Raw genomic sequence first — 26,426 nt, forward strand, 5'->3', positions numbered from 1 at the left:
GGCCGCTTCTGGCCCAGAGTGTGTAAAAACGTCTGATCAAACCCTTGCTATTATTTCGAGGATTCATCGTAAGGGTCGACCATGAAGCGCTTCATTCAAGGCGAGCATCGAGGCAATAGTACGTTGCTCCCTGAATGCCTTGACGACTACGTCAGCGATACCAATCCGGTGCGAGTGGTTGATGTCTTCGTTGATGAACTCGACCTGGTTTCGTTGGGTTTTGAAAGCGCAACTCCAGCGGATACAGGCCGGCCTGCTTACCACTCTGCGATCTTGCTGAAGGTCTATATCTACGGCTATCTCAACCGTATTCAATCGAGTCGGCGCCTTGAGCGAGAGACTCAGCGCAACGTCGAACTGATGTGGCTGACTGGGCGGTTGATGCCGGATTTCAAGCGACAGCATGAGTTCCGCACCGGGCATTCTCTCGGCTTGGATACAGCTTGCTGCAGCAGGTTTTCCGCAGAGCCCACGTTTTGGATCATATGCCGGTGCGCTACGCAAACCGCCCCGACCCTCTTTCGCCTGGCTCCTAGCAGGCCCTTGGGATTGGGGCTTTCAGGAGCACACCATGGCGAAGATCAAGCTGACAAAAAGCGTTGTTGCCACGGCTCAAGCACGAACCTGCGACGTTGAGCTTCGGGACACGATCGTTCCGGGCTTCTTGTGCAAAGTTACACCAACCGGGCGAAAGGTGTTCATGCTTCAGTACCGCACGAACTCTGGCGTGCGCCGCAAGCCGGCACTCGGCCAGTTCGGCGAGCTGACCGTCGAACAGGCCCGTTCACTGGCGCAGGACTGGCTGGCCGAAGTCCGGCGCGGCGGCGATCCCGGACACGACAAGGCAGAGGCTCGCAGGGCGCCGACGGTCAAGGAACTCTGCAACCGATTCATGGAAGATCACTCCAAGGTGCGCAACAAGCCGAGCACGCAATATAGCTACCGGTACCATATCGACAGATACATCGTCCCAGCCTTCGGTAGCAAGAAGGCCCACGAAGTAACGCGCCACGACATCACGGCGTTGATGAAGTGCATGGAGAAATCCCCGACGCAGGCCAATCGGGTACTGGCTTGCGTGCGGAAAATGTTCAACTTGGCTGAGCTGTGGGGCTACCGAGCCGATGGCTCGAATCCATGCCGTCACGTATCCAAGTACCCGGAGAAAGGCTCAACCCGACTTATCACTGACGAACAAATGGTCAAGCTGTTTGCCTATCTGGACAAGGCGGAGGCCGAGGAGCTGGAACATCCGACCTACCTCCTGGCTATCCGCCTCCAGTTCGAATTCGCAGCCCGCATGTCAGAAATTCTGCTGCTGCGATGGGACTGGCTCGACCTGCCGAACAGCCGGGTCGTCTGGCCGGATAGCAAGACCTGCGATATGTCCAAACCCTTGAGCATGGAAGTCCGCCGCCTGCTTGAAAAAGCGCCTCGCTACGGCAATTCGTTCTACGTCTGCCCTGCGACACGTAACCGCGACAAACCACTCAGCCCCCACGCCTATTACAACGCTTGGCGGCGCATCCTCGATCGCGCCGGTGTGCCGAGAGTGGGCAGCCACGGCATCCGTCATCGCTCGGCCACCGACATCGCCAACTCCGGTATCTCGGTCAAGGTCGGCATGGCGCTGACTGCGCACAAAACCGTGGCAATGTTCATGCGCTACGTCCATACCGAAGACGACCCGGTGCGCAAGGCAGCCGAACTGGTGGCACACCGACGCAAGACGGTTATCGGTGCTAGCCAAAACTCGAAAGAGGCAACCATATGATCAGTGACCTGTACCAAGCGGTGTCTCCGTCTCGCCACCCTTCCCCGTCCGCGCCGCGCGCCTACACTTGGAAAACCATACCCGTTACGGGTATAGTTCGGAGGTGGAGATGACCTGCATCTTCAAGCGGAAGGAATTTGCTCGGTGGCAGGCGGACGAGAAGCTACCCGACGCCGCCTTGTGCAAGGCTGTCAAGGAGATGAAAGGTGGCCTGATCGACGCGGACCTGGGCGGCCACCTCTACAAGAAACGGGTGGCGCGTCCAGGCGGCGGCAAGAGCGGCGGCTACCGCACCTTGCTGTCGGCCCGAGTCGGCAGCCGCTATGTATTTCTGCATGGGTTTCCCAAGAGCGACAAGGCGAACATCACACAGAACGAGAAGAAAGCGCTGCAATTCGCCGGCAAGGTGTTGTTGGAACTGTCCGCCGAAACCTTGTCGAAGGCGTTGCATTCAGGCGTGTTAGTGGAGGTGCATTGTGAGCAAGATCATTGAATCCCTACGTGGCGACTTAGCTGCGCTCCACGAAGCGGGAGCAATCAGCAAGGTAACGATGCGCGAGTTCGAGGCTATCTGCCCGCCACCGGTACGGGAGTTCAGCGCTGCCGACATCAAAGGCCTGCGCGAAGCCTTGAAGTTCAGCCAGCCGGTGTTCGCTCTTCATTTGCACACATCGGCCTCGACCGTACGCAAGTGGGAGCAAGGTGACACCCATCCCACCGGGCCGGCCCTCAAGCTGCTCAACGTCATCGCCGACAAGGGCTTGCAGGCCATCATCTGATGCTGACGAGGGAGGTAGGCATCAGCGACGCGAATTGACCCTTTCAGCTCACAGGCACCTTGAAGCCACATGCCGCGTGCTCGCGGTTACCGAGCGCGGCCAGAGCGGCATGCAGATCGAGCGGCTGCTGCAAGAAATCGAGGTTACCGATACGTCGCCCGGCATGACCAAGCGGAAGCGATTGTTCAATGCGCTGGTCGGCGCACAGAACCGGCACCAGGTCGGCAACCATCTCATCATGTTCATCAATCGCGCGATGAACCCGGTGAGCTACGCCCGCGATCGTTCTCGTGGCGGCGCGACGAACTCAATGTCGTCCTTGCCTTCTCCGGTTTCTACGTGCGCGAAGACGGCAGAGTCGGGCACGCCGACGAGGCCACGGCGCTCTATGCCACGCGCCCTAGCTGGACGACTCAAGCACGGCCCTGGAAGTCGGGCCGTGCACGCAGAAGCGGTGAACTACTGCCGCGCCAAAACCACTTCTATTAGCGCCAAGGCTGCCCTATCGCGCTCCTCATGTTCCGCCACGCCACTGCAGAAAAAGCGATCCTCTATATTTCCGGCTGCGTGCCAGTGGGATATCGACGACCTGCGCGCCCTGAGTTTCGGTGTGCAGCGCTACAAGGCAGACATGGTTCTTGCCGGCGCACTCAGCGTCGTCGATTACAAGGTTGACAGACGCCAGTCGACCCGAGACCTGGACCGTTTCGAGGGCGATACCGACCGCGAATAGGGCAACTACAGCCAGTATCTGGCGCGCATGTGGTGCGCCGATGGCGTAAGCAGCGCCGAACAGGAAACCGTCGCGGAGGAGTGGTTGCCCGGCCGGAACGTCGGCTAGGCGCTCAACGATAACTGGTTCCTGTATGCCAATGCCCAGCGATCGCTGCGCCTGCCGCAGATCACCTCGATCGTGAAGAATCGTGGCGGGTAAACGAATGGGCCTGGATACCTTCTCGCAGTCAGCCACTACACGCAGCGATTCGCAGCGTCGCGACAGTTGACGGCGCGATTGGTGTTTCAAACTGATCGCACGTTTACCTTCGCCCCACGATCTAATGAGCGGAAGCCGTCGTGGCTCCGATACCCGTCTGGCCACGCACGTACTGATCCTCGAATGCCTCTCGCTCGGCCTTGGCTTGAGGGCTGTGATCGAGCCTGGACACAAGGTAGGCAGCACCGAATGCCAGGGGCATGGAGAACAGTGCCGGCTGGGTATAAGGGAACAATGCCTCGGCAAATCCAAAGACGTCCACCCATACCGATTTGGACAGCACTACGAATGCCACTGCGCTGATCAGGCCCAGGTAACCGCCTGCCAACGCCCCACGCGTCGTCAGGCCGCGCCAGAACATCGAAAGGAACAGCACCGGGAAATTCGCCGAGGCCGCAATTCCGAAGGCCAGCGCGACCATGAACGCCACGTTGGTTGTCTCGAAAACGATGCCCAGCCCAATGGCGATGACCCCGAGCGTCAATGTCGCGAACTTAGTTACCCGCAATTCCTGTGCTTCGCTCGCCGTTCCTTTCTTGATGACCCGTGCATAGAGATCGTGAGCGATGGCCGAGGCGCCCGCCAGGGCCAGCCCGGACACCACGGCGAGGATGGTGGCGAAGGTTACCGCCGAGAGGAAACCGAGCAGAAAATCACCGCCCACCGCCTGTGCCAGATGCATGGCGACCATGTTGCCACCGCCTATCAGCGTGCCGCCAACCTCCCCTCCTTCGAAGAACTGTGGGTTCTGGCTGACAATGACAATTGAAGCCAGGCCAAGCAAGAAGATGACATTGAAGAAATAGCCAATGAAGCCTGAGGCGTAAAGCACCGACTTGCGGGCTTCCTTGGCGTCGCTGACAGTGAAGAAGCGCATCAGGATATGCGGCAACCCGGCAGTGCCGAACACCACACCCAGGCTCAGGGACAAGGCCGTGAGCGGGTCGGCAAGCAGGCTTCCCGGGGCCAGCAATTGCGGACCAAGCTTGTGCACGTCCATGGCCTGGCTCACCAGCTTGTCATAACTGAAGTCGAATTCGCGCATGGCCAGCACCATCACTGCCGTGCCGCCGATGAGCAACAAAAACGCCTTGATGATCTGTACCCAGGTCGTAGCAACCATGCCGCCGAAGGTCACGTACAGCATCATCAGCGCACCCACCAGGAACAGCGCGATCTGGTAGTCGAGTCCGAACAGCAGCTTTATCAGCTGGCCGGCTCCCACCATTTGCGCCACCAGGTAAAAGCAAACCACGGTGAGCGAGCCGATCGCCGCCATGGTTCGCACCTGACCCTGATTGAGACGGTAGGACGTTATATCGGCGAATGTGTAACGGCCAAGATTACGCAGCCGCTCGGTCATCATCAGCAGCAGAACAGGCCAGCCGGCGAAGAAGGCGATCAGATAGATATAGCCGTCCATGCCCGATGTGTAGATCAGCGCAGTGATGCCCAAAAGCGTCGAGGCGGACATATAGTCCCCCGCCAGCGCCAGACCATTCTGAAAACCGGTGATACCGCCGCCGGCGCTGTAGAAATCGGAAGTCGAACGGGTGCGTTTGGCCGCCCAGTAGGTGATGACCAGGGTGAAACAGACGAAAAGCAGAAACATGCTGATCGCATGTAAGTTGAGCGGTTGCCGGCCGGCCGTTTCGATGGCGGGAGCGGCGACTGCCGACGCCGAGGCGGCCAGGCTGAGAGCCATGAAGGGAGCGATGCGCGGGGCGAATTTCATGCGCGATCCTCCCCTTCGACCTGAGCGATCAGATCCCGCGTCATGACATCGAACACGCCGTTGGCCCTGTAGACATACAGGCAGGCCATCAGAAAGAAAAAGACGAAGAGAAAGGCGCCAGCCAGGACACCGAACGTAAGGTTGGAGTTTTCAGAAAGGCGGCGGCCAATTAGCTCCGGCCAGTAGGACACAAGACCCATGTAGGTGCAGAACGTTACCACGATGATGGCAAGCAAGCTTGCCGTCAGGCGGTTGCGTCTGGCTACCAGTTCGCTGAAAACGGAATGACGACGGACGCGTGCATATAAGGGATTGGACATAGGACACCTCTCGGAAACGCCAGCATTGTTGTTGTTCGTTATCTGTGCCGAAAGGCTCAGTGCTCTGCCTCTGCCGAGACTTCCTTGGCAGATTTCGCCCATTCACGCAGCAGATATTTCTGGATCTTGCCTGTGGATGTTTTAGGCAACTCGACCATCGAGACGTGTTGCGGCGCCTTGAAATGCGCAAGCCGCGAGCGGCACCAGGCGATCAGATCCTCGGCCTGGGTTCTATCGGCCGCGCCAGCCCGCAGCGTGACAAAGGCATGCGGCGTTTCGCCCCAATGCTCGTCGGGCCGCGCCACCACCGCCGCTTCCATCACATCCGGATGCTGGTAGAGCACTTCCTCGATTTCCAGCGAGCTGATGTTCTCGCCACCGGAAATGATGATGTCCTTCGAGCGGTCCTTGATCTCCACGTAGCCGTCCGGATGCAGTACTGCCAGATCGCCAGTGTGCAGCCAGCCCCCGGCAAAGGCGGCCTGGGTTGCCTCTGGATTGTTCAGGTAGCCCTTCATCACCGTGTTGCCGCGCATCACCAGCTCCCCAAGCGTTTGGCCATCGGCAGGCACCGGCTGTTGGCTGTCGACATCCAGCACGGTGGCGTCCTCCATCATTGGATGGATGACACCCTGACGACTGGTGAAAATCGCGCGATCGGCCAGTGGCAATTCGTCCACTCCAGGTTGCCAGAGGCATAACGTGGACGGCCCATAGCTTTCGGTCATGCCGTAGCCGTGGGTGACGCTGAAGCCGCGCGCCTCCATGGCCGCGAGTACGGCTGTCGGCGGCGCCGCGCCGCCGGTGATCACCTCCACCGGTTGTCCGGGGCGGCGCTCGAACTGTTCATCGGCATGGATCAGCATCGACAACACTATCGGCGCCGCGCTCAGGTGGGTCACGCCATGCTCGGCGATCGCCGCGTAGATGGGGCCCGCCTGGACCTTGCGCAGGCAAACGTGGACGCCACCACAGAGTGTCACCGCCCATGTGTGACTCCAGCCGTTGCAGTGAAACATCGGCAGCGTCCAAAGGTAGACGCTACGGGGTCCTAGCTGGAAAACCAGCGCGCCGGCGCAGGCGTTGAGGTAGGCGCCGCGATGATGCAGCACAACGCCTTTGGGGTTGCCAGTGGTGCCGGAGGTGTAGTTCAGCGCAATGGATTGCCATTCATCTGCAGGTAGCATGAGTTCGCGTGCTGCTGCGCCCCGAGTGAGAAATGCCTCGTAATCCAGTTCACCAATCAACCGTCCGCCACTCGCCTGAGCATCGTCGATATCTACCACGAGCGGAGGCGTTTCCAACTCGGCCAGGGCTTGCTCTGCCGTGGCGCTGAATTCCCGGTCGCAGATCAAAACCTTGGCCTGGGAATGGCGCAAAATAAAAGCGATGGTTTGAGGTTCAAGGCGGATATTGATGCTGACGAGCACCGCACCTGCTCCAGGAACTCCATAGTGAGCTTCCAGCATCTCCGGCACGTTGGGCGCTAATACAGCCACCCTGTCCCCCGCTTCGACTCCTGCTCCCGTCAGGGCGCTGGCGAGCCGGCGGCAGCGCTCGTGAAGTTGCCGGTAACTGTAACGGCGCTGGCCATGAATGACGGCGATACGCTCGGGATAGATATGAGCGGCGCGTTTGAGAAAGGATACCGGTGTCAGCGGCACGTAATTGGCGGCGTTACGCCCTAGATCCGCTTCAAACATCGAGTGGGTCATAGAGCCCGTCCTCCGGATATGCGGCACGCCGCGGTGCGCCTACGATTCGATTCGGGAGCTATAAGGTCCACGGGCAGAACAATGAGCTGATGCATGCGATCCTCCTGGCCGTTCAGGCCTGTTGTTCTTGTCTGGAGCTCAAGCGGCGGCTAGAGGGCCTAGCGTTTCATTCGCCGCCAACACGCAGCGCGCAAGCGAGATACAGGCTCACAGGCCGCTGCACAGGTGTCCTCCATCCACGACGATCTCGGAGCCGGTCATGGCTTTGCCGGCATCGGATGCGAGCAGCAGCAAGGCGCCGTCGAGATCGCCGAAATCACAGAAGCGACGGGTCGGTATTCGTGCCCGCAACCGTTCCCCGGCTTCGCTATGCAGGAACTCGGCGTTCAGCTCGGTTTTCACATAACCGGGGGCGAGCGAGTTCACCCGGATGCCATGACGCGCCAGCTCCAGAGCCATCGATCGTGTCAGTTGGCTCAGCCCAGCTTTCGCCACCGAATAAGGGCCTACCGCACCGGCAACGCGGCTGGCCAGAATGGAGGTGACATTAATCAGGCTGCCGCCTTGTTCCCGCTCGACCATTCGCCGGGCCGCTTCCTGGGCGACTGCCCACGCGCCCTTGAGGTTGGTGTCGAGAATAAGATCCCAGTCTTCATCCTGGTATGCGAAGACATTCTTGGTGTCGCTGACACCTGCGTTATTGACGACGATATCCAGCGGGCCGAAACCTTGCCAGATCGAGTCGAGACAGCTAGTGACCGCTGCACGGCTCGTCACATCCAGCGCGAAGGCGCGTGCCGTGCCGCCGCTGGTCTCGATGTCCGCGACGACCTGCTGTAGCTGTTCGATGCGGCGGGCGGCGATTGCCACTTCGGCGCCGGCGGCCGCGAGCGTGTGGGCAAAGTGCCGACCCAGCCCGCTGGAAGCGCCGGTTACCAGGGCACGACGGCCTTTGAGATCGAACAGGCTGGCGATTGGTTCGCGCATCATGACTCCCCCCGGCGATCGATTATTTTCTTTGCCAGGCTCATGCGATGAACTTCGCTGGGGCCGTCATAAATACGGAACGGACGGATGTCACGAAAAATTCGCTCGACGACAGTTTCGCCGGTCACTCCCCTGCCACCCAGAATCTGCACGCAACGATCCACGACCCGCCAGAGCGCTTCGGAGCTGATCACTTTGGTCAGGCTCGATTCAATGTTGCCGCGCTGACCCTCGTCCAGAACCCAGGCGCAGTGCCAGACAGCGAGGCGAGTAACGTGCAGATCCATCTGATTATCGGCCAGCATGAAGCCGACCCCCTGGTGTTCGCCCAGGGGTTTGCCGAACGAGTGGCGACTGCGCGCATAGTCGCACGCGATGTCGTTGGCCCGCCGCGCCGCGCCCAGCCAGCGCATGCAGTGAGTCAGGCGTGCCGGAGCCAGCCGCACCTGGGCGTAGCGAAAGCCCTTGCCGACTTCACCGAGCACATCGCTGGCTGGGACACGCAGGTTGTCGAAGCGTAATACCGAGTGTCCGCCGGTGAAGCAGCTGTCGAGGGAATCGAGCTGACGCTCCTGGATGATGCCGGGGCGCTGCATATCCGACAGGAACATGGTGGCGTTGCCGTCCTCCATGCGCGCCATGATGATCACAAATCCGGCCCCGTCAGCGCCGGTGATCAGCCATTTGAGGCCGCTGATGAGGTAATCATCGCCGTCTTTCACCGCCGTGGTGTTCAGCATTGACGGATCGGAGCCAGAGCCCGGTGCCGGCTCGGTCATGGCGAAGCAGGAGCGAATGCGGCCCTGCACCAAGGGCCTGAGCCAACGATCCTTCTGCGCCTCGGTGGCGACGATGTCCATCAAATGGATGTTGCCTTCATCGGGAGCATGGATGTTCAGCGCCACGGGCCCCAGTGGCGAATATCCGGCCTCCTCGAAAACGATCGCCTTCGCCGCGTGGGTCAACCCTTGGCCGCCCATTTCGCGGCTGGCGTGGGGGCAAAGCAACCCGGCCTTGCGCGCTTTTTCCACTAGCTCTTGGCGCAGGGCTTCGGATGGGCCGTGCGGTGTCATTCGGGAATCGCCTTCCATGGGGATCACCTCGGCGGCGATGAAGCGCCGGGTTTTTTCCTGCAAGGCCAGCAACTCATCAGGGATCGTGAAATTCATGGTTGTCCTTCTTATCGGTGCAGTGCGGTTATCGGTGCAGTACGGTTATCGGTGGGCGCGGCGCAAGCGGCCCGCGTCGTGGCCCGTCGGCCGGAAGCTGCCAAAGATCAACTGCCAGTTAACGCTCATTGCCGAGCACCTTAGGGTTGCTGATCGCCAACCGGCCCAACGTGACCCGCTCGAGAGACCGCAGCAGCTCGTTCTGGCTGGGGCATGCCGTGTCGTAATGGCCCGCGCGAATGGCACCGGCAACCTGTCGCCGCGCTGCGTCTAGGTTTTCGGAGATACCGGCCTGGCTGATCGACAGGCACTGCAAAGCGTCCATTTCGGCATGCTCGGTCTGAGCAGCCAGCTGGTATTCGCGCCTGGCCATCGCCATGACGTTGGCAATCATCAACGCTTCGTAGCGCAGGTCCGCAGGCAGCACGGGTAGGAGTTTTTCCAGCAGCGTCTGCCGCGCCACGTTCAATAGTTCGCAGGCATCAAGGCGGTCGCTCATCGGTCGAATCCCCCGGTCAGGCGCAGAATGTCGAGCTCGAGTTCAGGGACCAGCCGCCCTGTCAGCGCGAGCTCAAGCGAGGTCTCTTCGCCCGACAGATGCCGCTGGGCCTGCTGCAGGGCAATGATTGCCCAGCGCAGAGTCGCCATGACTTGCCAGTAGACAAGCTCGTGCCGATCTACACGACGTTGCGAGTGGCTTTCATAACCGGCGAGAAAGTCTTCCAGACGACCAATGCCGCCGGCCTCCAGATCGGGCCTGGCGAAGCGCCAGCAGCGCGCGGTGAACCAACCCAAATCCTCGCGGGCATCGCCCCAGCCGGCAAACTCCCAGTCCAGCACGCCGGTTAATTCACCGTCATGAGCCAGGTAATTGCCGGTGCGGTAATCACGATGGATCAGGCATACCGAGGCATGCTTCGGTGCGTTGAGCTGGCACCAGCGCAGGCCCCATTCCAGCACCGGGAACGCCTGTTCGAGCGTGTCGAGAAAGTTCTGGTAAGCCGCTATGGCAGCCAGCGCCGGCGAACCATCGGGCATCGGCAGAAAACCTAGTTCGGCTCGTGGCGGCTCGATACTGTGCAGGTGCGCAAGGTTCGCGCCCAGCTCCTCAGCGAGTCGCGCATTGCTGGCGGCACCAGCGGTTTTTCCGGTGAGAACATGCCCCGCGGCCACGCCCGGAACCATCTCCATCAGGAAGAATGCCCGTCCGAGCACGCCTGGGTCGTCGCACAGCCACAACGGCCGAGGCACTTTGACCCCGGCTTGGTAGGCCACTGACAGCACCGCGAATTCTTGGGCGCGGCTCAGGCTGGCCTGCACCGCCGATGCGGCATCGGTTCGCAGTACCCAGCGATGCTTTCCCGCCCACGGCCCGCCGTACAGATGGACCTCCAGCAGCCAATTCTCTTGAATCGCCCCACCTGACAGGCGTCGGCAGCTGTCGATGCTGACACGCTGCGCGAATGTCATTTCCTGTATGACGGGTTCCAGACGGCTCTTATTCAGTTCGGCATCGGCCCGGGCCGATGCCGCCTTTGTTGCCTCGTTCAGATTGCTCATGAGTCGATGCGCCTGCCCTTTAGCTTTTTTGTCGGGGTCTCGCTTACGGCTATAGAGAACAGAGCAAGCGTCGGGCCAATGCTGCTCGGCTTTAACAAAGACGCTTCAAAGCCGCTGATAGCAAGGCTTTCAGCAGCCACCTGGCAATCTTCGCGACAATGGCTTACCGGTTTCCATTTCACTTATGAAACGATTTCATTCATAGTTGAAAAAAACACTTCAGTAACGAAAGGGTTTGCTTTCATGGAAACACTGCCACGCCCGCAAATCGTCGTGCTCATCAGCCACCTACAGCGCCCAGCTCAATCGAGCCGTCTGGCGCAGGTGGTACGTAGCGTGATGCCCGACTATGCGGACGAAACGACCATCCGCGTGATCGATACCTCCGTTTATGAAGCGCTACAAACCGCCACAGATCTGGAAAAACGTGGCCAGGTCGATGTCTTCATATGTGCTGGCGCGACGGCCGCCTACCTTCGCAAACACCTGACCCGTCCTGTGTTATCGATGCGGGTCGGCGGCTCGGATCTGCTCAGGTCGCTCGATCAGGCATGCGCCCGCTCAGCCCAGATCGCGATCGTCAGCTACAACCACATCAACCTTGAGCTCAAATCCGTGGCCCCACTGTTGACAGTACAGGTGGAGCAAGCCTCCTATACCACCCTGGAAGGTGCCCGGAAGGCGGTTCAACGGATGCGCGAGTTGGGCTGCGAGACAATAATCGGCTCATCCACTGTGGTTGAACTGGCCGAACAAGACGGGCTGCATGGCGTCTTGTCCGTGAGCGCCGACACGGCGCGCAAGGCACTGGAGGAAGCGCTCGGCATCCTGCATAGCCAACGAATCGAGATCGCCAAGCGGCGCCATCTCGATGGCGTGTTGCGGCACATACCCACGGGGGTCGCGGCGCTGGACAACAACGGTATCGTCCGCTCAATCAACCCTGCCCTGGAGCAACTGCTGGGCGTGCAGGCGAACCTCGCGCTCGGTCGTCCGCTCCATGAGCTCAACCCTGCCATCGACGTTGCGGACGCGCTGCGCAGCGGTATCGGTGAAGAAAACAAAGTGATTCGGCTGGGCGCCCGTTCGGTAATTTGTAACATCCTGCCGATCCTGGAAAACGGCCAGCGCACCGGCCTCGTGCTGACCTGCATGGAGGCCTCGGCCGTGCAGCGCGCCGACCGGCGCATCCGCTCGACCATTCGCCCCTCGCAGCTAGCGGCTAGATATCGGCTCGACCAGATCAGCGGGAGCAATCATGCGCACCGTGAACTACTCCGATTGGCCGAGCACTACGCGGCTACTCATTCGACCATACTTATTACCGGCGAAAGCGGCACCGGCAAGGAGCTCCTGGCTCAGGGCATCCACAATGCCAGTCGACGGCAGCATGGTCCCTTCGTCGCGATTAATTGCGCGGCATTTCCGGAATCGCTGCTCGAAAGCGAGCTGTTCGGCTATGAGGAAGGCGCGTTCAGCGGTTCACGCAAGGGCGGGAAGCCCGGACTGTTCGAGGTGGGCCATCGCGGCACGGTGTTCCTCGACGAGATCGGCGACATGCCGGTTTCCTTGCAGACCCGACTCTTGCGGGTGCTGCAAGAAAAGGAAGTGACACGCCTTGGCGCAACCGAGCCGACCAGCATTGATGTGCGCATCATCGCCGCCACTCATCATGATTTGCGCGCCTCGATCGAAGCTGGCCGGTTCCGCAAGGATCTCTACTACCGACTCAATATCCTTCGACTGCAAACTGCGCCGCTTCGCGAGCGCGCCGAGGACATTGCACTGATCGCACAAGGCATCGTTAAGCGGCTCAGCCTCGACGACAGCTCGCTAAAAAAAACCGAGCAGCTATTGCAGGCATTGCTGCCCTACTTCGTAACCTATAGCTGGCCAGGCAATATTCGCGAACTCGAAAACATTACCGAGCGCGCCATCTTGTCAGCGGCCGACCTGATGACGGGCGAGGCGATCGAGGAGCAGCGCCTGGCACTGCTGATTCCCGAATTTTTCGAAGGCAACCAGAGCAGCACCGTGATGACATCCGCAAGAGACAATGGCGAACCGACGCTCAAGGCGCTGGGCAAAGCGGCGGAGCTTCAACACATCAGGCAGACGGTCGAAAGCTGCCAAGGCAACCTGGAGCGTGCAGCCCGCCAACTGGGCATCAGCCGCTCTACGCTTTGGCGAAGATTGCGTACGAGGTGAGCCGCGCTCAGGGCATCAACGGGTCACGCAGATGCCATCTTGGGTGTTGGCCGCCCCATTGGAGCGGAGCCACGGCAGACGGCAGCGGGCGGCGGCTCGCCGATTTTCGATAGCTGCTGCTTCTCGCCTTTGGACTAAGTGATCGGTGCCGCTCGTCACAGGTGCGGTTGTCATTGGATCCTGCAGACCCAGGGCCGGTTGGAGCGTTACCAGAAGCTTTTGAGGTGATCGGAGGCCTGCTGCTGGTCTTCCGCAGGCTGCACATGCTTAACACCGTGCTGTTCATCTTCCCCTCGCTCGCAATTTTCATCGGTCCGCTGATTACTGTCGCTGCGAAGAAACTGGTCGATCAGATAGCCATTGGCGGCATGAATTTCCACGCCATCGAAACCCGCGCGCTTGGCATTCTCCGCGCCGATCCGGAACTGCTCCACCATTGCGGGAATTTCGTCTGTAGTCAATGCTCGCGGCTCTAAGATATCAATCATCCCCGATTCAGCGGTGATGAAGGTTTGCGCGCCTTTGGGCTTGATCGCCGAAGGGGCAACCGGTGTCTCGCCATAGGGCTGCAGTTGTGGATAAGAGATGCGCCCTACGTGCCACACTTGAAGGTGGATGCGCCCGCCCGCCTCATGCACTGCCGTGGTGATTTGACGCCAACCCTCGACCTGAGCGTCAGAGTGAGTACCGGGCGTGAACGCGTAGCCTTTGCCCTGGGCAGGCCTACTTCAGTTATCCGGACGGCCTCCGCAAACGCACATCAGGCCTGGGTCAGCGCCTCGACCATTCATTCACCGAGACAGATAGCGAGTGATCTCCAGCGCGCGGTCCTCGAAGACATCCTCTCCTGGGTGCGCCGCCCGCCAGGCCTCGACAACCCGATCGCTATGCTCGAGCAAAGCCTCGGTATGTGGTCGGAACAGCTGCAGCAATGCGGTCAACCACAGATTGGTCGGCCAGGACGGATAGCCATGGTCAGTCGAAAAGCCGGGCAGCATCTGCTTTACCGCCTCGGCAGGATACCCGGTCTCGCCAGTCATCCAGCGATTGCAGGCGAACAGGCCTATTGGTTGTCCCCCAGGCAACCATCGACACGACGATCAGCTAAGCGATGGCCTCGCCGCCACTCGGCCAGTTCGCCGGCCTCTGCCGGGACAAAGGTTGCAATTCGAAGGGAATGGCCTAGTCACGAATAAATGTATGAAAGTGACCATGCCGTCGCGCCAGCCCTGAGCGCAGGATTCGCCTGCTCGGCTGTATGAACCTATGGTGAGTGAGGCTGCACGGGAGGTATCTGCATATTTACCGGAACCGCTTAAGAAGGCAGCGCGAGTGCCGATAGAGAAAAAATCCCCCAGTCGTCCTAGGTGTCGTCATGTTTAACAGCCGCTTGAAAAAGGAATTGCAAGACCAAAGCGCAGAGCTATGCAGGCTGCGTCAGCTGTACGAACAGATGAGCTCGAATAGGCTTTCCATCACTCTCGACCACGAGCTCAACATCACGGCTTTCAACCAAAACTTCGCGCGGACCCTCGGTTATGCTGCGGAACAGTTGCAGAGCCGGCCCATGTCTGAAATCACTCCCGCATACGTGAAAACGCTGCCGTGTTTCCAACAGTTCAGGGCAGCGGTAGCCAAGTTTGAACCAATCAGTGATGACTATCGGTATCTTCGGGCCGATGAAGTCTGGCGTGGCTGAACGTTCAGTGGCACCCCATCAAGAGCGAACGCGGCGAACTCATGCATATCCAGGGTTTCGCTACCGAAGTCAGCAAGGCGGTAGAGCTGGCGACGGCGAATGAGGGGTTCATCAAGGCCTTACTTCGCTCCACCGCAGTTATTCAATTCAGCCTGGATGGAAAAGTAATAACCGCTAACGATCAGTTCTTGCAAACAATGGGGTACTCGCTCCAGCAGATTGTCGGCAAGCATCACAGTATGTTTTGTACCGCGGAAGAAGCTACTTCCTCCCAGTATAGATCGTTCTGGCAGACCCTTAATCGCAGCGAGTTCGTCGCGGATCGATTTAAGCGTATCGACAGTCGTGGCCGTGAGGTATGGCTGGAAGCTACCTACAACCCCGTCCATGACACAGAAGGAAAACTCTGCAAAATTGTAAAATTTGCCAGCGTAATCACCGAGCAGGTCGCTCGCGAAGCGGAGATAAAGGAAGCAGCGGGCATCGCTTACGAGATCTCGTTGCAGACGGATGTCACCGCCAAGCGAGGCGCCTCGGTGGTTACGAAAACGATCGAGACTATGCAAAAGATCGCCGAGGAAGTTGAGTCGGCGACGCAGAGCATCGAGGCACTTGGCAAGCAATCCTTACTGATCAGTTCGATTGTTCAGACCATAGGTGGCATAGCAGCACAAACGAACCTGCTCGCACTCAACGCAGCCATCGAGGCGGCACGAGCGGGAGAACAGGGACGCGGTTTCGCCGTAGTGGCGGACGAAGTGAGGCAGCTCGCCGGTCGCACCAGCGCAGCTACTGAAGAGATCGTTAGCGTGGTTCAGCAGAATCAGGCGCTGGCCGACGAAGCCGTACGAGACATGATCAATAGCCGGGAGCAGGCGGCGCAAGGCCTGGGGCTGGCCAGCCAGGCCGGCGAGGTGATAGTCGAGATTCAGGACGGCGCGAAGCAAGTCGTAGGCGCGGTTGGGCGATTTACTAACGAGCTGAAGTAGTCCTGGTAACGCGCCGGTCACGAGCGACCGAGGTGTAAAGCGCTTCGCGGTTTCACGTCAGGTATGCGCCGTTCTCTAAAAGCCACAACGCGCTATTGGCTACACAGCGGGGCGTGAGCCTCACTCAGCGCATGTTCACCTTCGCCGAAAAACATCAATCGAGTGCCGGCTTCGCCTGACCTTTGGCCCCGCCTACGCTAGAGACTGAGGTTAAAGGTGTGTCCCGGCATTGCCGGGCCGCGCTGTCGTGCTACGCATCATGCTGGCAGGCCATCTCACCCTTTTGGGATCATCCAACTCCGCGTGGTCGGCTGGCGCCCGCCCGCCCCGCTTGGCTGTCCGTGCCAAAAGGTGGGTATGGGCAGTCTTGCTAGTTTCCTTCACATTGTCACTGCGAGCCCGCCTCCAAGGGATCCGGCATGCGGAGCCAAGCGAGCAGACGGACGGACGGACGGACGGACGGAAAGTTGACCAAACGGCTGAACGAGGCGCTGGGTCTCGTCGACGTCACGGCGCTGGCCTGCTCAGGCCAGCTCGATGCGGTTTCGACCGTTTGTCTTGGCCCGATACATCGCCTGGTCCGCACGACTGAAGGTGCCCTCGATTAATTCCTCATCGCGCTTGATGGCTGCACCAACGCTGACCGTGATTGAGATTGCGTCCGACCCGCAGGTCATTGGCTTGTCAAGTAGCGCCAGCCGAACGCGCTCTGCCAGTATCTCCAGCTCATCGGTCTGGTTCACCAGTAACAGCACTCCGAATTCCTCCCCACCCAAGCGGATTAGCAAGTCATCCGCGCGCAGCACGGCCTTGAGCCTAAGGGCCGCCTGCACCAGAACCTGATCGCCAATGGCATGACCGTAGCGATCATTGATCGCCTTGAAATGATCAAGGTCGCAGCACAGCACACCCAGCTGCATGTTGCTGGCGCCAGCTTCACTGAGCAGAACTGGGGCAAGGTACTCGAGCCCCTCTCGGTTCCAGGTACGTGTAAGTGGATCGGTCATCGCCCTTAGGCGTTCGGCATCCAGAGCCTCGTATAGCGTGCGAATATGGGTGTTCTGCAGCCGCTGAATCACGTACCCCTCGGCGAGTGTCGCCAGATCTCTGAGCATCGCTTGCTCGGCATCGCTCAGCTGGCGCGGCCGAGGGTGGAGCAGGCAGAGCGAGCCGATCGGAAATCCGTTGATGACAATCGGGTGTCCGGCATACAGCCGCACACGCGGTGCCGCAGTGACCAATGGATTGTCGCTGAATCTTGGGTCGTCGAGCGCATCCGGCACAATCAACGAATCCGGTTGCAAGATAGTGTGACTGCAGAACGAGATGTCGCGGGGCGTCTCGCTGATATCAATGCCCTGGCGTGCCTTGAACCACTGACGATCACGGTCGATGAGACTAATCAGCACCGTTTCGACGCCGAATGCGGTCTGCGCGACCCTCACCAACGTATCTAGGTACACGTCCCCAGCCGTGTCGAGCAAATTCAGGCAGTCGAGCATGTATTGTCGTAGCGCTTCGTCGGGGTGCAGCGGTGCCTGAGCATTGCGTTACCGAAAATAGAGATATCCGTGATCCTAGCAGCGAAGCGCGTCCCAGCGCCACGAAGGCGGCTACAACTATCCACTGCGCTGACTGCGGGTTTGCCTACACTCGATGAGCACCAATGCCATCGACTATCCCAACGGTGGATACAGCCGAACTTTTATTAAAGGTCGTGAGCTAAGCAATCGGTCGTGTGAACAGGTAGCCGCGTGCCTCGTCGCAGCCGGCCTCTCTTGGCAATACAAGCGTTTTTTCTAGCGACCCGCCTCGCCCAGGTCTTGATTAGCTAGCCAATAGCATCGCTGGCACCGCCAGTGCCGTCGCCAAGGTATTGATTGGGTGGTAACGGTCCGGTTCAGGGAGCCAATACGCCAGCTGGCTGTCCCGGCAGCGGTGATGGCGCTACCGGATGCAGCAGACCATGCGCCGTCGAGGAAACTGCTGGGATAATTCGCCGATGGAGCGCCTGTATCGCAGCCCCAATCGAACGTAATCTCCGTGCTTTCTTTAAATCACAGCGACACCGAGTCGCTGAAACCCTGCAGAATACATCAGCGTTATCTACCGAGCGGGTCAACTGAACGAGTTCTTCCGCTTAAACATGGCCCAGAAATAGGTTACGCAAGAAAATAGTAGCGCTGCCTATATCGAGGTCAAATCTTAAACCGATCGGATCGAGTCGAATTCGCCGGTGCGTCAACAAGCCAGCCACGAACACCATATCTTTTATACAGTTTTTGTACAATTCTTGATGCTTCGATTTTATCTGTGTAATTACCTAGCGCCAGCGAGTACTTCCCTCGACGGAGCACGCGCAGCCCCATAAATCGAATCGCTCTAAAGATTTTTTGCCGGCTTGCTTCGTCAAGATTGACCTCGATAATCCATAACCCGCTTTGCCGTTCTTCTCTTGGCTCGACAAATACTTCAGCAGGGGAAGCCGAAAGCGCGACGTTGCGTGACGGCCTTTTCGCCCAAAAATAAGACAATAACAAAGCACCCATTAGAATCGCTATTACAATCAAGCCATCGACAGTGGTATGCCTTAGTTTTGCGGACAAGTCCTTTAAAGACTGATTGATATGTTTGAGAGAAGCCGCTGGCCAACTGTTATGGCCATCAGACGTAGGGACCTTGCTCTGCGCGGAAGCGGAAGCGGAAGCGGAAGCGGAAGCGGAAGCAAGTTTGAAGCTCGAAGGCCCTGCAACGACCGGTGAGTACTGCTCGGCCGTTCGCGCTTGACGACCGGGCGCAGCGTCATACGCTAAAGTTGGATCCTTAGAATTGTTCTGAGGGTTGGCGATGGGAGTTGGATGCGCGAGGCCCTCGTGGTCAACGACGGGGCAGCTAGAAACCGAGGGACGCTCGTCGAGCGCTATCCACATCCACTGACCGAACACAATGATAGTCAAAAGGCCTACGATCAGCTTCATCGTGAACTTACTCATGTGGTCGAAATATCCAGCGGAGACGATAACGGCTATTCGTGGCGTGCTTAACATAGCATACTTATTGAGCTGCCACGTTATTGGCGTCATTTATCAGACGGATGGTAGGCCTTTGGTTTCGCGTGAGCCGGGAAAGGTCGAAAACCGTAGCTGGCGCAAGGACCCGCCAAACGACAGCGACTAGTGTGCGGCACGAAGCGCTGCGGCCTTTTCCATTTGCTTGAGAAACTTCGTTCGTTGCTTGGTCAGATTGTTAACGGCCTCATCCAGACCTAACTCGCTTAGGGCATGAACTCGGCCGTGACATCCATATCATTTGCGCCTGAATCGACGGCCGGCCGGGTACCAATCGGCATCGCTGCCGGCGCAGCACGAAAAACGCTTGGCCCGAAACATCAGGTATCGGATATGGAATGGTTTGGACTACCGGCACGTGCGGTGTCACGGGGCGATCCAGCGGACCACCCGCGTCATCTTTGCTGTAAGCGCTCGTAACGCTTGTAGTGGCTCAGTCAGGAGCACAGATAGCCTGCAAAGAGCACTGATTAGCTTGCTTTCTCAATAGACCTGATGCGAACAAAGCCGTTTTGGTATCTCATAGAGCGCCCTGTGTACCGCCATCTAGCGGCTGGCTTCCAATAAGTTCGGCTGACTAGCCAATAGGATCCGCATTCGCATATTTTCGCGAATCAGCTCGCCCTGCTCGAAAGCGTCCCGAATTTTGGAACTGAGCGAATCCAGTTTCCAAGGCATCATGACGAAGCGATACACAACCCCTTCATTAACTGCCTTGAGAACAGTTCCGGCCTGGGCCGGGTCGGTAACCGCAACGCGTCCGACATCGGGATACAACATCCTGATCTGGCTAAGCAGTTCTAGCCCACTCGTCTCCTCGGTTCTCAGACCTGTCACCACTACTTTTACGGGATACGACTCCAGCAAGGAAAACGCCAAGCGAGGGTTGGTGGCGGTCAGAATTCGGTAAGTCTCCTGACACAACGCCTTTTGCAGCGAATCGAGAACGGTTTGATCTTCATCAACCAGCAGCAGATAGCGCTCTTGTTCATCGAGGATGCGCGCAGGCAACTGCAGCTTCGATCTGCTGGTGAGGAACGTCAAGCAATCCTCAGCCGGCAGCGGACAAGAATAGTGGTAGCCCTGCAATTCATCGCAGCCAGCGAGATGAAGAAAGTTGACTTGCTCGATCGTTTCCACGCCCTCGGCGATCACCTTGATGCCCAGGTTGTGACCGATAGAAATCATTGAGCGTGTCAGTGAAGCGCTGTCCTTATCTAGATGGATATCGCTCACAAAGCTACGGTCGATCTTGAGCTGGCTGAAGGGAAACCGTTTTAAATAGCCAAGCGAGGAATATCCCGTACCAAAATCATCGATGGAGAACTGGATACCTAGCGCACTCAACGCAAGCATTTTGGCCAAGACCTGATCGGCGTCAGTCATCAGACAGCTCTCGGTCACCTCAAGCTTTATCAGGCTCGGTGTGACCTGATGTCGTCCGAGCGCCCGCTCTACCCGCTCGACGTAATCCGGCTCCGCCAAGGTGAATGCAGAGACATTCACCGCCACGCTCACGCCGTGCATCACGTCGCGCCAAATGCTCAGCTGCCGACACACAACGTCGAGCACATAGAAGTCGATACCCACGATCAAACCGGTTTCTTCGGCCAGCGGAATGAACTCGTCCGGCGCAATCAACCTCCCCTCGCGCTGCCAGCGTACCAGCGCCTCGAAGCCGCATAGCCGCCCACTGACCAGGTCGAGCTGCGGCTGATAGACCACGTGATATTCCGCGTTCTGTAGCGCATGGCGGATCTGCCTTTCCAGAACCAGACGCTTCTGGATTTGTTCATTCATCTCGGGCATGAAGGCGCAGATGCGGTTGCGGCCCTGGTGCTTGGCCCGGTACATCGCAGTGTCGGCATTTCGCAGCAGCGTATCGATATCCTCTCCATCGTTCGGATAGCAGCAGAAGCCAATACTGCTGCCCACTACCAGTTCATGGCCATCGAGCATCATTGGCTCGGCTATACGCGCGCGCAGCCGCTCCAGCCAGCCGATCTGCTCGGCACCCATGCGGCTATCGGTCAGTAGGATGACGAATTCGTCACCGCCAAGCCGGGCTAGCGTGTCGGTCTCCCGCGTACATTCGCGAAGGCGCACGGCGACCAGCTTCAGCAAACGATCGCCGACGTTGTGTCCAAGGCTGTCATTGATGACCTTGAAACGATCCAGATCGATAAAGACCAACGTGAACGAGTGTTGATTACGTGTGGAGAAGGCAATGGCCTGCTGGATGCGGTCGTTCAGCAGATTCCGATTCGCCAAACCAGTCAGCCCGTCGTGGTTGGCCTGGTGCTCCAGTTCCTGTTGGTAGCGCTTGGCCTCGGTGATGTCGTGAAGGATTCCGACAAAATGGCTGACTTTGCCCCGGTCGTTGACTACAGGGGATATGGTGAGCTCGTTCCAGAACTCGGACCCATCCTTCCGGTAATTACGTATGACTGCAGAGCCTTCCTGTTCGGTCAGCAGCGCCTGGCGGATACAGAGAAGGTCCACCTGGTCCCTGTCATCCCCCAGAAGGAAGCGGCAATTCTTGCCCAGCACTTCCTCCTTCCCGTAGCCAGTGATGCGCTCAAAGGCAGGGTTGACGTAAACGATGGGCTGGTCCGGCTGCTGGTTATCGGTAATGACGATGGCGTTGAAGCTCGCTTCCACTGCGCGGGTCCGCATCCGCATGCTCATATCGCGGCGGCGCTGTTCGCTGATGTCCTGAATAACCGAGATCGATCCGAGCGGGAATCCGTGCTCGTCGCGGAACGGCACTGCCGAAGCCATAATGGTCTTCTGCGCGCCATCGAACGCCTCGATGTCCAGCACCTGGTCGCGTAATTCCCTACCCTGCCTGGCGGCAAGGCACACCGGCCAGTCCTCTTCCGTCAAGCACTCGCCGGTTTCAGCCCATGCGCCCTGGAAGCGACTCTGATCGGTACTCTGAAGCGGCTGGCTGGAGCTCCAGATGCGTCCAAACTCGGCGTTGCTATCCACCAACCTCCCTTCCCGGTCGCCAACCATGACGCCGACAGGCAAGCTCTCGAGAACACTGCGCAGTAGCGATTCGCTGCGCGCCAGCGCCTGAGTCCGCAGCTGAACCTTTTCTTCCATGCTCGCAAAAAGCCTCGCCCGCCCAAGCGCCATAGACAGCTGTTGACCAATCGAGGTCAGTACGTCAAGCGACTCCTCGGGCCAACGTTCGGCATCGCGCCGCAGCACGTTGAGCATACCGATACATTCATCGCCAAGCAGGAGTGGTATGCCGGCGTGTATGTTGCTGCCGGAGATGTGTTCCAGTGCCGGGCAGGATTCAATATTGGCCGGTGTGAGCAGACGCCGACTGCGCCAGGCCTGCATGCAGGTGCAGTCTTCAATGCAACGCTGCAACGAGTGATTCGCCTTAGCCAATTCATACCCACGCACACCTGCCAATTGCACGGCAGCTTCGCCGCCGCCGGCATTAGCCAACATTAGCCAGGCACCACTGGCATCGGGGAAGTCCAGAATATGATCCAGTGCAGCCTCGATTACATCCCGTTCGCTTCGTCCATTACTCAAGGCAGCGGTAAAGTCGAACAGGCAACTGAGTAGGAGATTGCTGTGTGCGAGCTCGTCATGCTTGTTCTGTAGCTGAATGTTCAGCCGGATGCCCTGCTCGTAGGTAGATATAAGCAGGTCGAAGATCTGCTGGCGATCGGCGGTGATGAAGTGTCGCTCGCCGCCCAGCATGATTTCGACACCCATCTGCATCCGCTCCTGGGTACGTATCTCCAGGTTCACCAAGAAGTATCGGATGCGCGACATCAAATAATTTTGGTCGTAGGGTTTAACGATGAAATTGTCCGCGCCCGACGCAAGACCATGAACGACGTCCATGGCATCGCTCAGGTGGGTGACCAATATAAGAGGAATTTGCGAGGTTTTCGGATCGTTCTTAAGACGCCGGCAAAGCTCGTAGCCGTCCATCTCAGGCATCACGATGTCGCTGATGACGATCGTCGGCAGCTGCTCTGCGACCCTCGCCAACGCCTCGACGCCGTTACATGCGACACGTACCGTGCACCCGGCAGTTTCGAGCAAATAGCGCAGCTCCAATGCCTGGGTTGGACTATCCTCGACGATCAGTATTTCCGCAGTCTGACTCATCAGCACTTCCTGGCGCAGTCCTTTTTTCATGTTGTCAATTGCACCGCAATCGTATTGAGCATTTCGGCAATTCCTTGCGCAGACATAACCTCGCACGCTGCTTGCAGATCGATAGCGGCCAGTGGCATCGAATCGATCACCGCATCACTTGGCGCCTGAACTAAAGTTAGCGCGCCCGCACGCTTCAGCTCAGCCAGCCCGACAGCACCATCACGCCCCATCCCCGACAGCTGAACGCCGATAGCCGCTCTGCCTAACGTCCTGGCGACCGAATGGAACAGATAGTCGGCCGATGGACAGAACACCTGCTCGGGTTGGCATGCTTCCAGGCGCAAACGGCGATCCGAGGCGACCCCGACCTGGTGACCATCAGGGGTCAAATACAGCCTACCGGCCTGTAACAGCTGCCCATCACGACCAATTTCCACGGACATCGAAGTAATACTTTGCAGCCATTGGCAGAAGCTGGTTAAAAAGCCCGGTGCGATGTGCTGCACCAGTATTAATGCCCAAGGTTGGCCGGGTTGCAAACGCTGCAGCAATGCCTTGAGCGCCGCGGGTCCGCCAGCAGAGGCGGCAATCGCCACGAGCTTGGGCGCCGATATCGCTGCCTGGCCGACCAAGGCAGTTGGCGCAGCGGAGATCCGTTCGGTCACCGGCCGATGCCGCCGGACGACCTTTACCTGCGACATGACGCGCAAGGTGCGCATTAGCTGATCGATGCGCTGAGCGAAATCCGGCGCATCCGGCCCGGTGGGCTTCTCCAGTACCGCTAACGCCCCGACGTCCAGTCCCTTCATGGCGGTTGCTGAATCCGCCGCACTGGCGCTTGCCGTCAGCACAACCACCGGCAGCGCGTACTGCTTGAGGATGCGGGAAATGGTGGTGTAACCATCCATGCCTGGCATGTGCACATCCATGGTGACGATGTCGGGCGTATAACGCTCAAGCATCTCCAGCGCCTGCTCACCGGACTCCGCCACCCGTACCTCCGCCCCATTGCTTTCCAATACGGCCTGGAGCAGCGTGCGAACGACTACCGAATCATCTACAACGAGCACCCGCATTTTTGGCCCTCAGTCAGATCAGACGCCGAATGGCGTCGAGCAGGCTGTCCTGCGCGAAACCGCTTTTCACCAAGTAAGCATTTGCACCCGCCTCCAACCCGCGGGCGCGGTCTTCGGCCGACTCCAACGCCGTGACCAGAACCACCGGAAGCCGCGCCAGGTTTGGATCGGAGCGGACGCGGTCGGTCAGGGTGAAGCCGTCCATGCGTGGCATTTCCACATCAGATATCAACAAGTCAAACGGTTCCTGTTTCAAGGCGTTCCATGCTTCGAGGCCATCGTTTGCGGTAGCGACCTGATAGCCGGCGGCTTCGAGAATTGCCTTGAGCAAGCCCCGGGAAGTGAAGGAGTCCTCGGCGATCAGCAAACGCTGCGCCTTTTTACTGTCAGCTTTGCCGCCATCGGGCCTCGTAAGCGTACTGACATTTGTTGATAGCGCGCTCTGATACAGGTCGACCGGATGAAGAATTGGCACCAACCGGCCGTCACCGAGCACCGTCGCTCCAAGCAGGTTACGCACCCGTCGCAACTGAAGCCCGAGACTTTTGATTGTAATTTCTTGGTCGCCGAGCAGCTCATCCACCAGCAGCACGAAGCGCTCGCCGCGTACCTGTAGCAACAGCAACGTCAACTCGCTGCTGTCCGGCTCCAACCTGTCAAGTCCGAGCACATCGGCCAGAGGCCACACAGGCAATACTTGGCCCTGCCATGACAACGACGGTCGGTTTTCCATTGTCCGTATGCTCTCAGGAGGCAGCCGCAGGCAGCGCTCGACCGCCAATGCGGGAATGGCAAAGGTGCGCTCAGCGTTGCGCACGATGACCGCTCGAAACGTGGACAGGCTAAGCGGCAGATGCAATTGAAAACTGGTGCCTTCGCCGGGGCTCGATTGGATCTCGATGTGCCCTCCGATGCGCTCGACCGCTTCCTGCACGATGGCCATACCCAGGCCACGTCCGGACAGCTCGGTGATCATCGCGCTGGTCGACAAACCGGACGCGAAAATCAGCTTGTAGGCCTCCGTCCCTGACATTTGTGCCGCCTGTTCTTCGCTCAACAAGCCGGCTCCAAGTGCCCGCGCCTTCAGCTGGCCGATATCGATCCCGCGACCATCGTCGCGCACGCTCAGCTGGAAGCGATCCGCCGATTCCTGGTTAAGCTCGATCTGCAGCCGCCCTACCGGTGGCTTGCCATGCGCCTCGCGTTGCGAAGGGCTTTCAAACCCGTGGTCGATGGCGTTGCGCAACAGATGGGTCAAGGGGGTACGCAGCTCGTCGAGAATACGCTTGTCAATCTGCAGCTCCGTCCCGCGCACCTGTAATTCGATACGTTTGCCCGATTGGACTGCAAGGTCCTGAACCATCGCTGGAATGCCCTGCACAAGATTGCTGGCCGGTAGCAGGAGGACAGCGAGCATCTCGGCGGCATGGCTGTCTGACAGCTGCGACAGCCCAGCGGAGAGCTGACGGCTGGCCTTGTCTAGATTAATCGCCTCGAAATGCAGGCGATCCAATTGCGCCTGACTCCAGTCCAGTTGATCGAGCAACCCCTTGAGCAAATCACGGATCGCCAGCGGCAGCGTTTCTAGCTCCTCGCGTAGTTGCGTCCAGCCCTGGATTCCAGCGGAGAGCGCCCTGCCACGCTGGAGCTCGAAACCGCGCGTGTGCTCACGTAAACGCTGTGCCAGCGCGACGGCATCGAGTTTGTGTTGCAGAAGGGTTTCGCCGTGAAACAGCAGGGCATCCAGACTAGCTGTGGAGACCCGGACCATGTTCGACTCAGCGGGAGGTGTGGAGGTGGCGACACCTTCTCGGGCCTCAACCACCTCGCCACGCGATGCGGACTCGAGCTGCTCGATCAACTGACGCTGTTGGTTACGATCGAGCGCGCGGTCGGCCTCTAGCGTCTGGACGGCAAGCAGTGCTTCTCGGCAAAGGTCTACGCGTTCTGGGGTGAGTTGCAGTTCGCCGTTACGAATTGCACCAAGCAGGCTTTCCCACGCGTGGCAGATCCGCTCGATGGCGCTCAGCCCTACCGCTCGCGCGGCCCCTTTCAGGCTATGCACTTCACGAAATAACGGCTCGATCGAGTGCTGATCGGCCGCACCCTCACGCCAGTTCGCCAGGCCGTCCGCAAGCACCAGTAGGCGTTCGCGCGCCTCCGTCCGGAAACCTTCCCGCAGCCGTTGCTGCAGCGCCGTGCGGTCCAGATTCATGGCA

20 protein-coding genes and 4 pseudogenes are annotated in these 26,426 nt (G+C 59.0%); 10 read left to right on the forward strand and 14 right to left on the reverse strand.

Annotated features, from left to right (window positions below; translation table 11 throughout):
• Positions 1–81 precede the first annotated feature (81 nt).
• From H3028_RS20310 to H3028_RS21495, 5 genes and pseudogenes are all read left to right on the forward strand, one after another.
• Positions 82–447 (forward strand): annotated as a pseudogene (locus H3028_RS20310) (transposase); the annotation flags it as partial.
• A 124-nt stretch (positions 448–571) separates the two neighbouring features.
• Positions 572–1,774 (forward strand): site-specific integrase, encoded by a 1,203-nt coding sequence (locus H3028_RS20315; protein ID WP_181299019.1) that lies wholly within the window; start codon positions 572–574, stop codon positions 1,772–1,774.
• Between the two features lie 109 nt (positions 1,775–1,883).
• Positions 1,884–2,267, forward strand: a complete 384-nt coding sequence (locus H3028_RS20320) for a type II toxin-antitoxin system RelE/ParE family toxin (RefSeq protein WP_181299020.1) — start codon at positions 1,884–1,886, stop codon at positions 2,265–2,267.
• Positions 2,251–2,553 carry a DNA-binding transcriptional regulator gene (locus H3028_RS20325; RefSeq protein WP_181299021.1) on the forward strand — a complete coding sequence of 101 codons (303 nt, stop codon included), beginning with the start codon at positions 2,251–2,253 and terminating at the stop codon, positions 2,551–2,553. Before H3028_RS20320 ends, H3028_RS20325 begins: the two co-directional genes overlap by 17 nt.
• 76 nt (positions 2,554–2,629) lie before the next feature.
• Entirely contained in the window at positions 2,630–3,286 is a 657-nt protein-coding gene (locus tag H3028_RS21495; RefSeq protein ID WP_309109576.1) for a hypothetical protein, read from the forward strand.
• A 322-nt stretch (positions 3,287–3,608) separates the two neighbouring features.
• On the opposite strand, the gene H3028_RS20335 is transcribed toward H3028_RS21495, so the two are convergent.
• From H3028_RS20335 to H3028_RS20365, 7 genes are all read right to left on the reverse strand, one after another.
• Positions 3,609–5,252 (reverse strand): cation acetate symporter, encoded by a 1,644-nt coding sequence (locus H3028_RS20335; RefSeq protein ID WP_375154441.1) that lies wholly within the window; start codon positions 5,250–5,252, stop codon positions 3,609–3,611.
• A 26-nt stretch (positions 5,253–5,278) separates the two neighbouring features.
• A complete protein-coding gene (locus H3028_RS20340) occupies positions 5,279–5,602 on the reverse strand; it encodes a DUF485 domain-containing protein (RefSeq protein WP_181299023.1) in 324 nt (107 codons plus the stop codon).
• Between the two features lie 56 nt (positions 5,603–5,658).
• Positions 5,659–7,317, reverse strand: coding sequence for an acyl-CoA synthetase (locus H3028_RS20345; protein ID WP_181299024.1), 1,659 nt, complete (start codon positions 7,315–7,317; stop codon positions 5,659–5,661).
• A gap of 207 nt (positions 7,318–7,524) precedes the next feature.
• The gene (locus tag H3028_RS20350; protein WP_181299040.1) at positions 7,525–8,304 is read right to left on the reverse strand and encodes an SDR family NAD(P)-dependent oxidoreductase; all 780 of its coding nucleotides are present in this window, start codon (positions 8,302–8,304) and stop codon (positions 7,525–7,527) included.
• Positions 8,304–9,473, reverse strand: a complete 1,170-nt coding sequence (locus H3028_RS20355) for an acyl-CoA dehydrogenase family protein (RefSeq protein WP_181299025.1) — start codon at positions 9,471–9,473, stop codon at positions 8,304–8,306. The genes H3028_RS20350 and H3028_RS20355 overlap by 1 nt, the downstream gene beginning before the upstream one ends.
• A gap of 118 nt (positions 9,474–9,591) precedes the next feature.
• The gene (locus H3028_RS20360; RefSeq protein WP_181299026.1) at positions 9,592–9,972 is read right to left on the reverse strand and encodes a DUF6285 domain-containing protein; all 381 of its coding nucleotides are present in this window, start codon (positions 9,970–9,972) and stop codon (positions 9,592–9,594) included.
• Positions 9,969–10,943, reverse strand: coding sequence for a phosphotransferase family protein (locus H3028_RS20365; RefSeq protein WP_258237871.1), 975 nt, complete (start codon positions 10,941–10,943; stop codon positions 9,969–9,971). The genes H3028_RS20360 and H3028_RS20365 overlap by 4 nt, the downstream gene beginning before the upstream one ends.
• A gap of 333 nt (positions 10,944–11,276) precedes the next feature.
• Here H3028_RS20365 and H3028_RS20370 point away from each other — a divergent pair, with 333 nt between their 5' ends.
• Positions 11,277–13,241: a sigma-54-dependent Fis family transcriptional regulator gene (locus H3028_RS20370; protein ID WP_181299028.1), complete on the forward strand. Its 1,965-nt coding sequence runs from the start codon at positions 11,277–11,279 to the stop codon at positions 13,239–13,241.
• Positions 13,242–13,546: 305 nt separating this feature from the next.
• Here H3028_RS20370 and H3028_RS20375 read toward each other — a convergent pair.
• Both H3028_RS20375 and H3028_RS20380 read right to left on the reverse strand, forming a co-directional pair.
• Positions 13,547–13,957, reverse strand: a pseudogene (locus H3028_RS20375) (alkene reductase); the annotation flags it as partial.
• Between the two features lie 75 nt (positions 13,958–14,032).
• Entirely contained in the window at positions 14,033–14,326 is a 294-nt protein-coding gene (locus H3028_RS20380; protein ID WP_375154440.1) for a hypothetical protein, read from the reverse strand.
• 290 nt (positions 14,327–14,616) lie between these two features.
• Here H3028_RS20380 and H3028_RS21690 point away from each other — a divergent pair, with 290 nt between their 5' ends.
• The 3 genes and pseudogenes from H3028_RS21690 to H3028_RS21700 all read left to right on the forward strand — a co-directional run bounded on the left by H3028_RS21690 (position 14,617) and on the right by H3028_RS21700 (position 15,929).
• Positions 14,617–14,940, forward strand: a complete 324-nt coding sequence (locus H3028_RS21690; protein WP_181299030.1) for a PAS domain S-box protein — start codon at positions 14,617–14,619, stop codon at positions 14,938–14,940.
• A 41-nt stretch (positions 14,941–14,981) separates the two neighbouring features.
• Positions 14,982–15,344 (forward strand): annotated as a pseudogene (locus tag H3028_RS21695) (PAS domain-containing protein); the annotation flags it as partial.
• A 9-nt stretch (positions 15,345–15,353) separates the two neighbouring features.
• Positions 15,354–15,929 (forward strand): methyl-accepting chemotaxis protein, encoded by a 576-nt coding sequence (locus H3028_RS21700; protein ID WP_375154442.1) that lies wholly within the window; start codon positions 15,354–15,356, stop codon positions 15,927–15,929.
• A 524-nt stretch (positions 15,930–16,453) separates the two neighbouring features.
• Here H3028_RS21700 and H3028_RS20395 read toward each other — a convergent pair.
• Positions 16,454–17,431, reverse strand: coding sequence for a sensor domain-containing diguanylate cyclase (locus tag H3028_RS20395; protein ID WP_181299032.1), 978 nt, complete (start codon positions 17,429–17,431; stop codon positions 16,454–16,456).
• 392 nt (positions 17,432–17,823) lie between these two features.
• On the opposite strand from H3028_RS20395, the pseudogene H3028_RS21705 reads away from it, so the two are divergent.
• A pseudogene (locus H3028_RS21705) lies at positions 17,824–17,952 on the forward strand (IS3 family transposase); the annotation flags it as partial.
• Positions 17,953–18,127: 175 nt separating this feature from the next.
• Here H3028_RS21705 and H3028_RS20400 read toward each other — a convergent pair.
• From H3028_RS20400 to H3028_RS20415, 4 genes are all read right to left on the reverse strand, one after another.
• Positions 18,128–18,922: a hypothetical protein gene (locus H3028_RS20400; protein WP_181299033.1), complete on the reverse strand. Its 795-nt coding sequence runs from the start codon at positions 18,920–18,922 to the stop codon at positions 18,128–18,130.
• A 621-nt stretch (positions 18,923–19,543) separates the two neighbouring features.
• A complete protein-coding gene (locus tag H3028_RS20405; RefSeq protein ID WP_181299034.1) occupies positions 19,544–23,140 on the reverse strand; it encodes an EAL domain-containing protein in 3,597 nt (1,198 codons plus the stop codon).
• A gap of 26 nt (positions 23,141–23,166) precedes the next feature.
• Entirely contained in the window at positions 23,167–24,207 is a 1,041-nt protein-coding gene (locus H3028_RS20410) for a chemotaxis protein CheB (RefSeq protein WP_181299035.1), read from the reverse strand.
• A gap of 13 nt (positions 24,208–24,220) precedes the next feature.
• Positions 24,221–26,422, reverse strand: coding sequence for a response regulator (locus H3028_RS20415; RefSeq protein WP_181299036.1), 2,202 nt, complete (start codon positions 26,420–26,422; stop codon positions 24,221–24,223).
• Positions 26,423–26,426 lie beyond the last annotated feature (4 nt).

It is taken from the genome of Pseudomonas sp. Q2-TVG4-2 (assembly GCF_013620795.1).
Taxonomy (GTDB): Bacteria; Pseudomonadota; Gammaproteobacteria; order Pseudomonadales; family Pseudomonadaceae; genus Stutzerimonas.

Bases quoted from the DNA above. Each gene is read 5' to 3' on its own strand.
- H3028_RS20315 (WP_181299019.1), top strand. From the start codon at position 572: ATGGCGAAGATCAAGCTGACAAAAAGCGTTGTTGCCACGGCTCAAGCA.
- H3028_RS20320 (WP_181299020.1), top strand. From the start codon at position 1,884: ATGACCTGCATCTTCAAGCGGAAGGAATTTGCTCGGTGGCAGGCGGAC.
- H3028_RS20335 (WP_375154441.1), bottom strand. From the start codon at position 5,252: ATGGCTCTCAGCCTGGCCGCCTCGGCGTCGGCAGTCGCCGCTCCCGCC.
- H3028_RS20340 (WP_181299023.1), bottom strand. From the start codon at position 5,602: ATGTCCAATCCCTTATATGCACGCGTCCGTCGTCATTCCGTTTTCAGC.
- H3028_RS20345 (WP_181299024.1), bottom strand. From the start codon at position 7,317: ATGACCCACTCGATGTTTGAAGCGGATCTAGGGCGTAACGCCGCCAAT.
- H3028_RS20350 (WP_181299040.1), bottom strand. From the start codon at position 8,304: ATGCGCGAACCAATCGCCAGCCTGTTCGATCTCAAAGGCCGTCGTGCC.
- H3028_RS20355 (WP_181299025.1), bottom strand. From the start codon at position 9,473: ATGAATTTCACGATCCCTGATGAGTTGCTGGCCTTGCAGGAAAAAACC.
- H3028_RS20360 (WP_181299026.1), bottom strand. From the start codon at position 9,972: ATGAGCGACCGCCTTGATGCCTGCGAACTATTGAACGTGGCGCGGCAG.
- H3028_RS20365 (WP_258237871.1), bottom strand. From the start codon at position 10,943: ATGACATTCGCGCAGCGTGTCAGCATCGACAGCTGCCGACGCCTGTCA.
- H3028_RS20370 (WP_181299028.1), top strand. From the start codon at position 11,277: ATGGAAACACTGCCACGCCCGCAAATCGTCGTGCTCATCAGCCACCTA.
- H3028_RS21690 (WP_181299030.1), top strand. From the start codon at position 14,617: ATGTTTAACAGCCGCTTGAAAAAGGAATTGCAAGACCAAAGCGCAGAG.
- H3028_RS20395 (WP_181299032.1), bottom strand. From the start codon at position 17,431: ATGCTCGACTGCCTGAATTTGCTCGACACGGCTGGGGACGTGTACCTA.
- H3028_RS20400 (WP_181299033.1), bottom strand. From the start codon at position 18,922: ATGAGTAAGTTCACGATGAAGCTGATCGTAGGCCTTTTGACTATCATT.
- H3028_RS20405 (WP_181299034.1), bottom strand. From the start codon at position 23,140: ATGAGTCAGACTGCGGAAATACTGATCGTCGAGGATAGTCCAACCCAG.
- H3028_RS20410 (WP_181299035.1), bottom strand. From the start codon at position 24,207: ATGCGGGTGCTCGTTGTAGATGATTCGGTAGTCGTTCGCACGCTGCTC.
- H3028_RS20415 (WP_181299036.1), bottom strand. From the start codon at position 26,422: ATGAATCTGGACCGCACGGCGCTGCAGCAACGGCTGCGGGAAGGTTTC.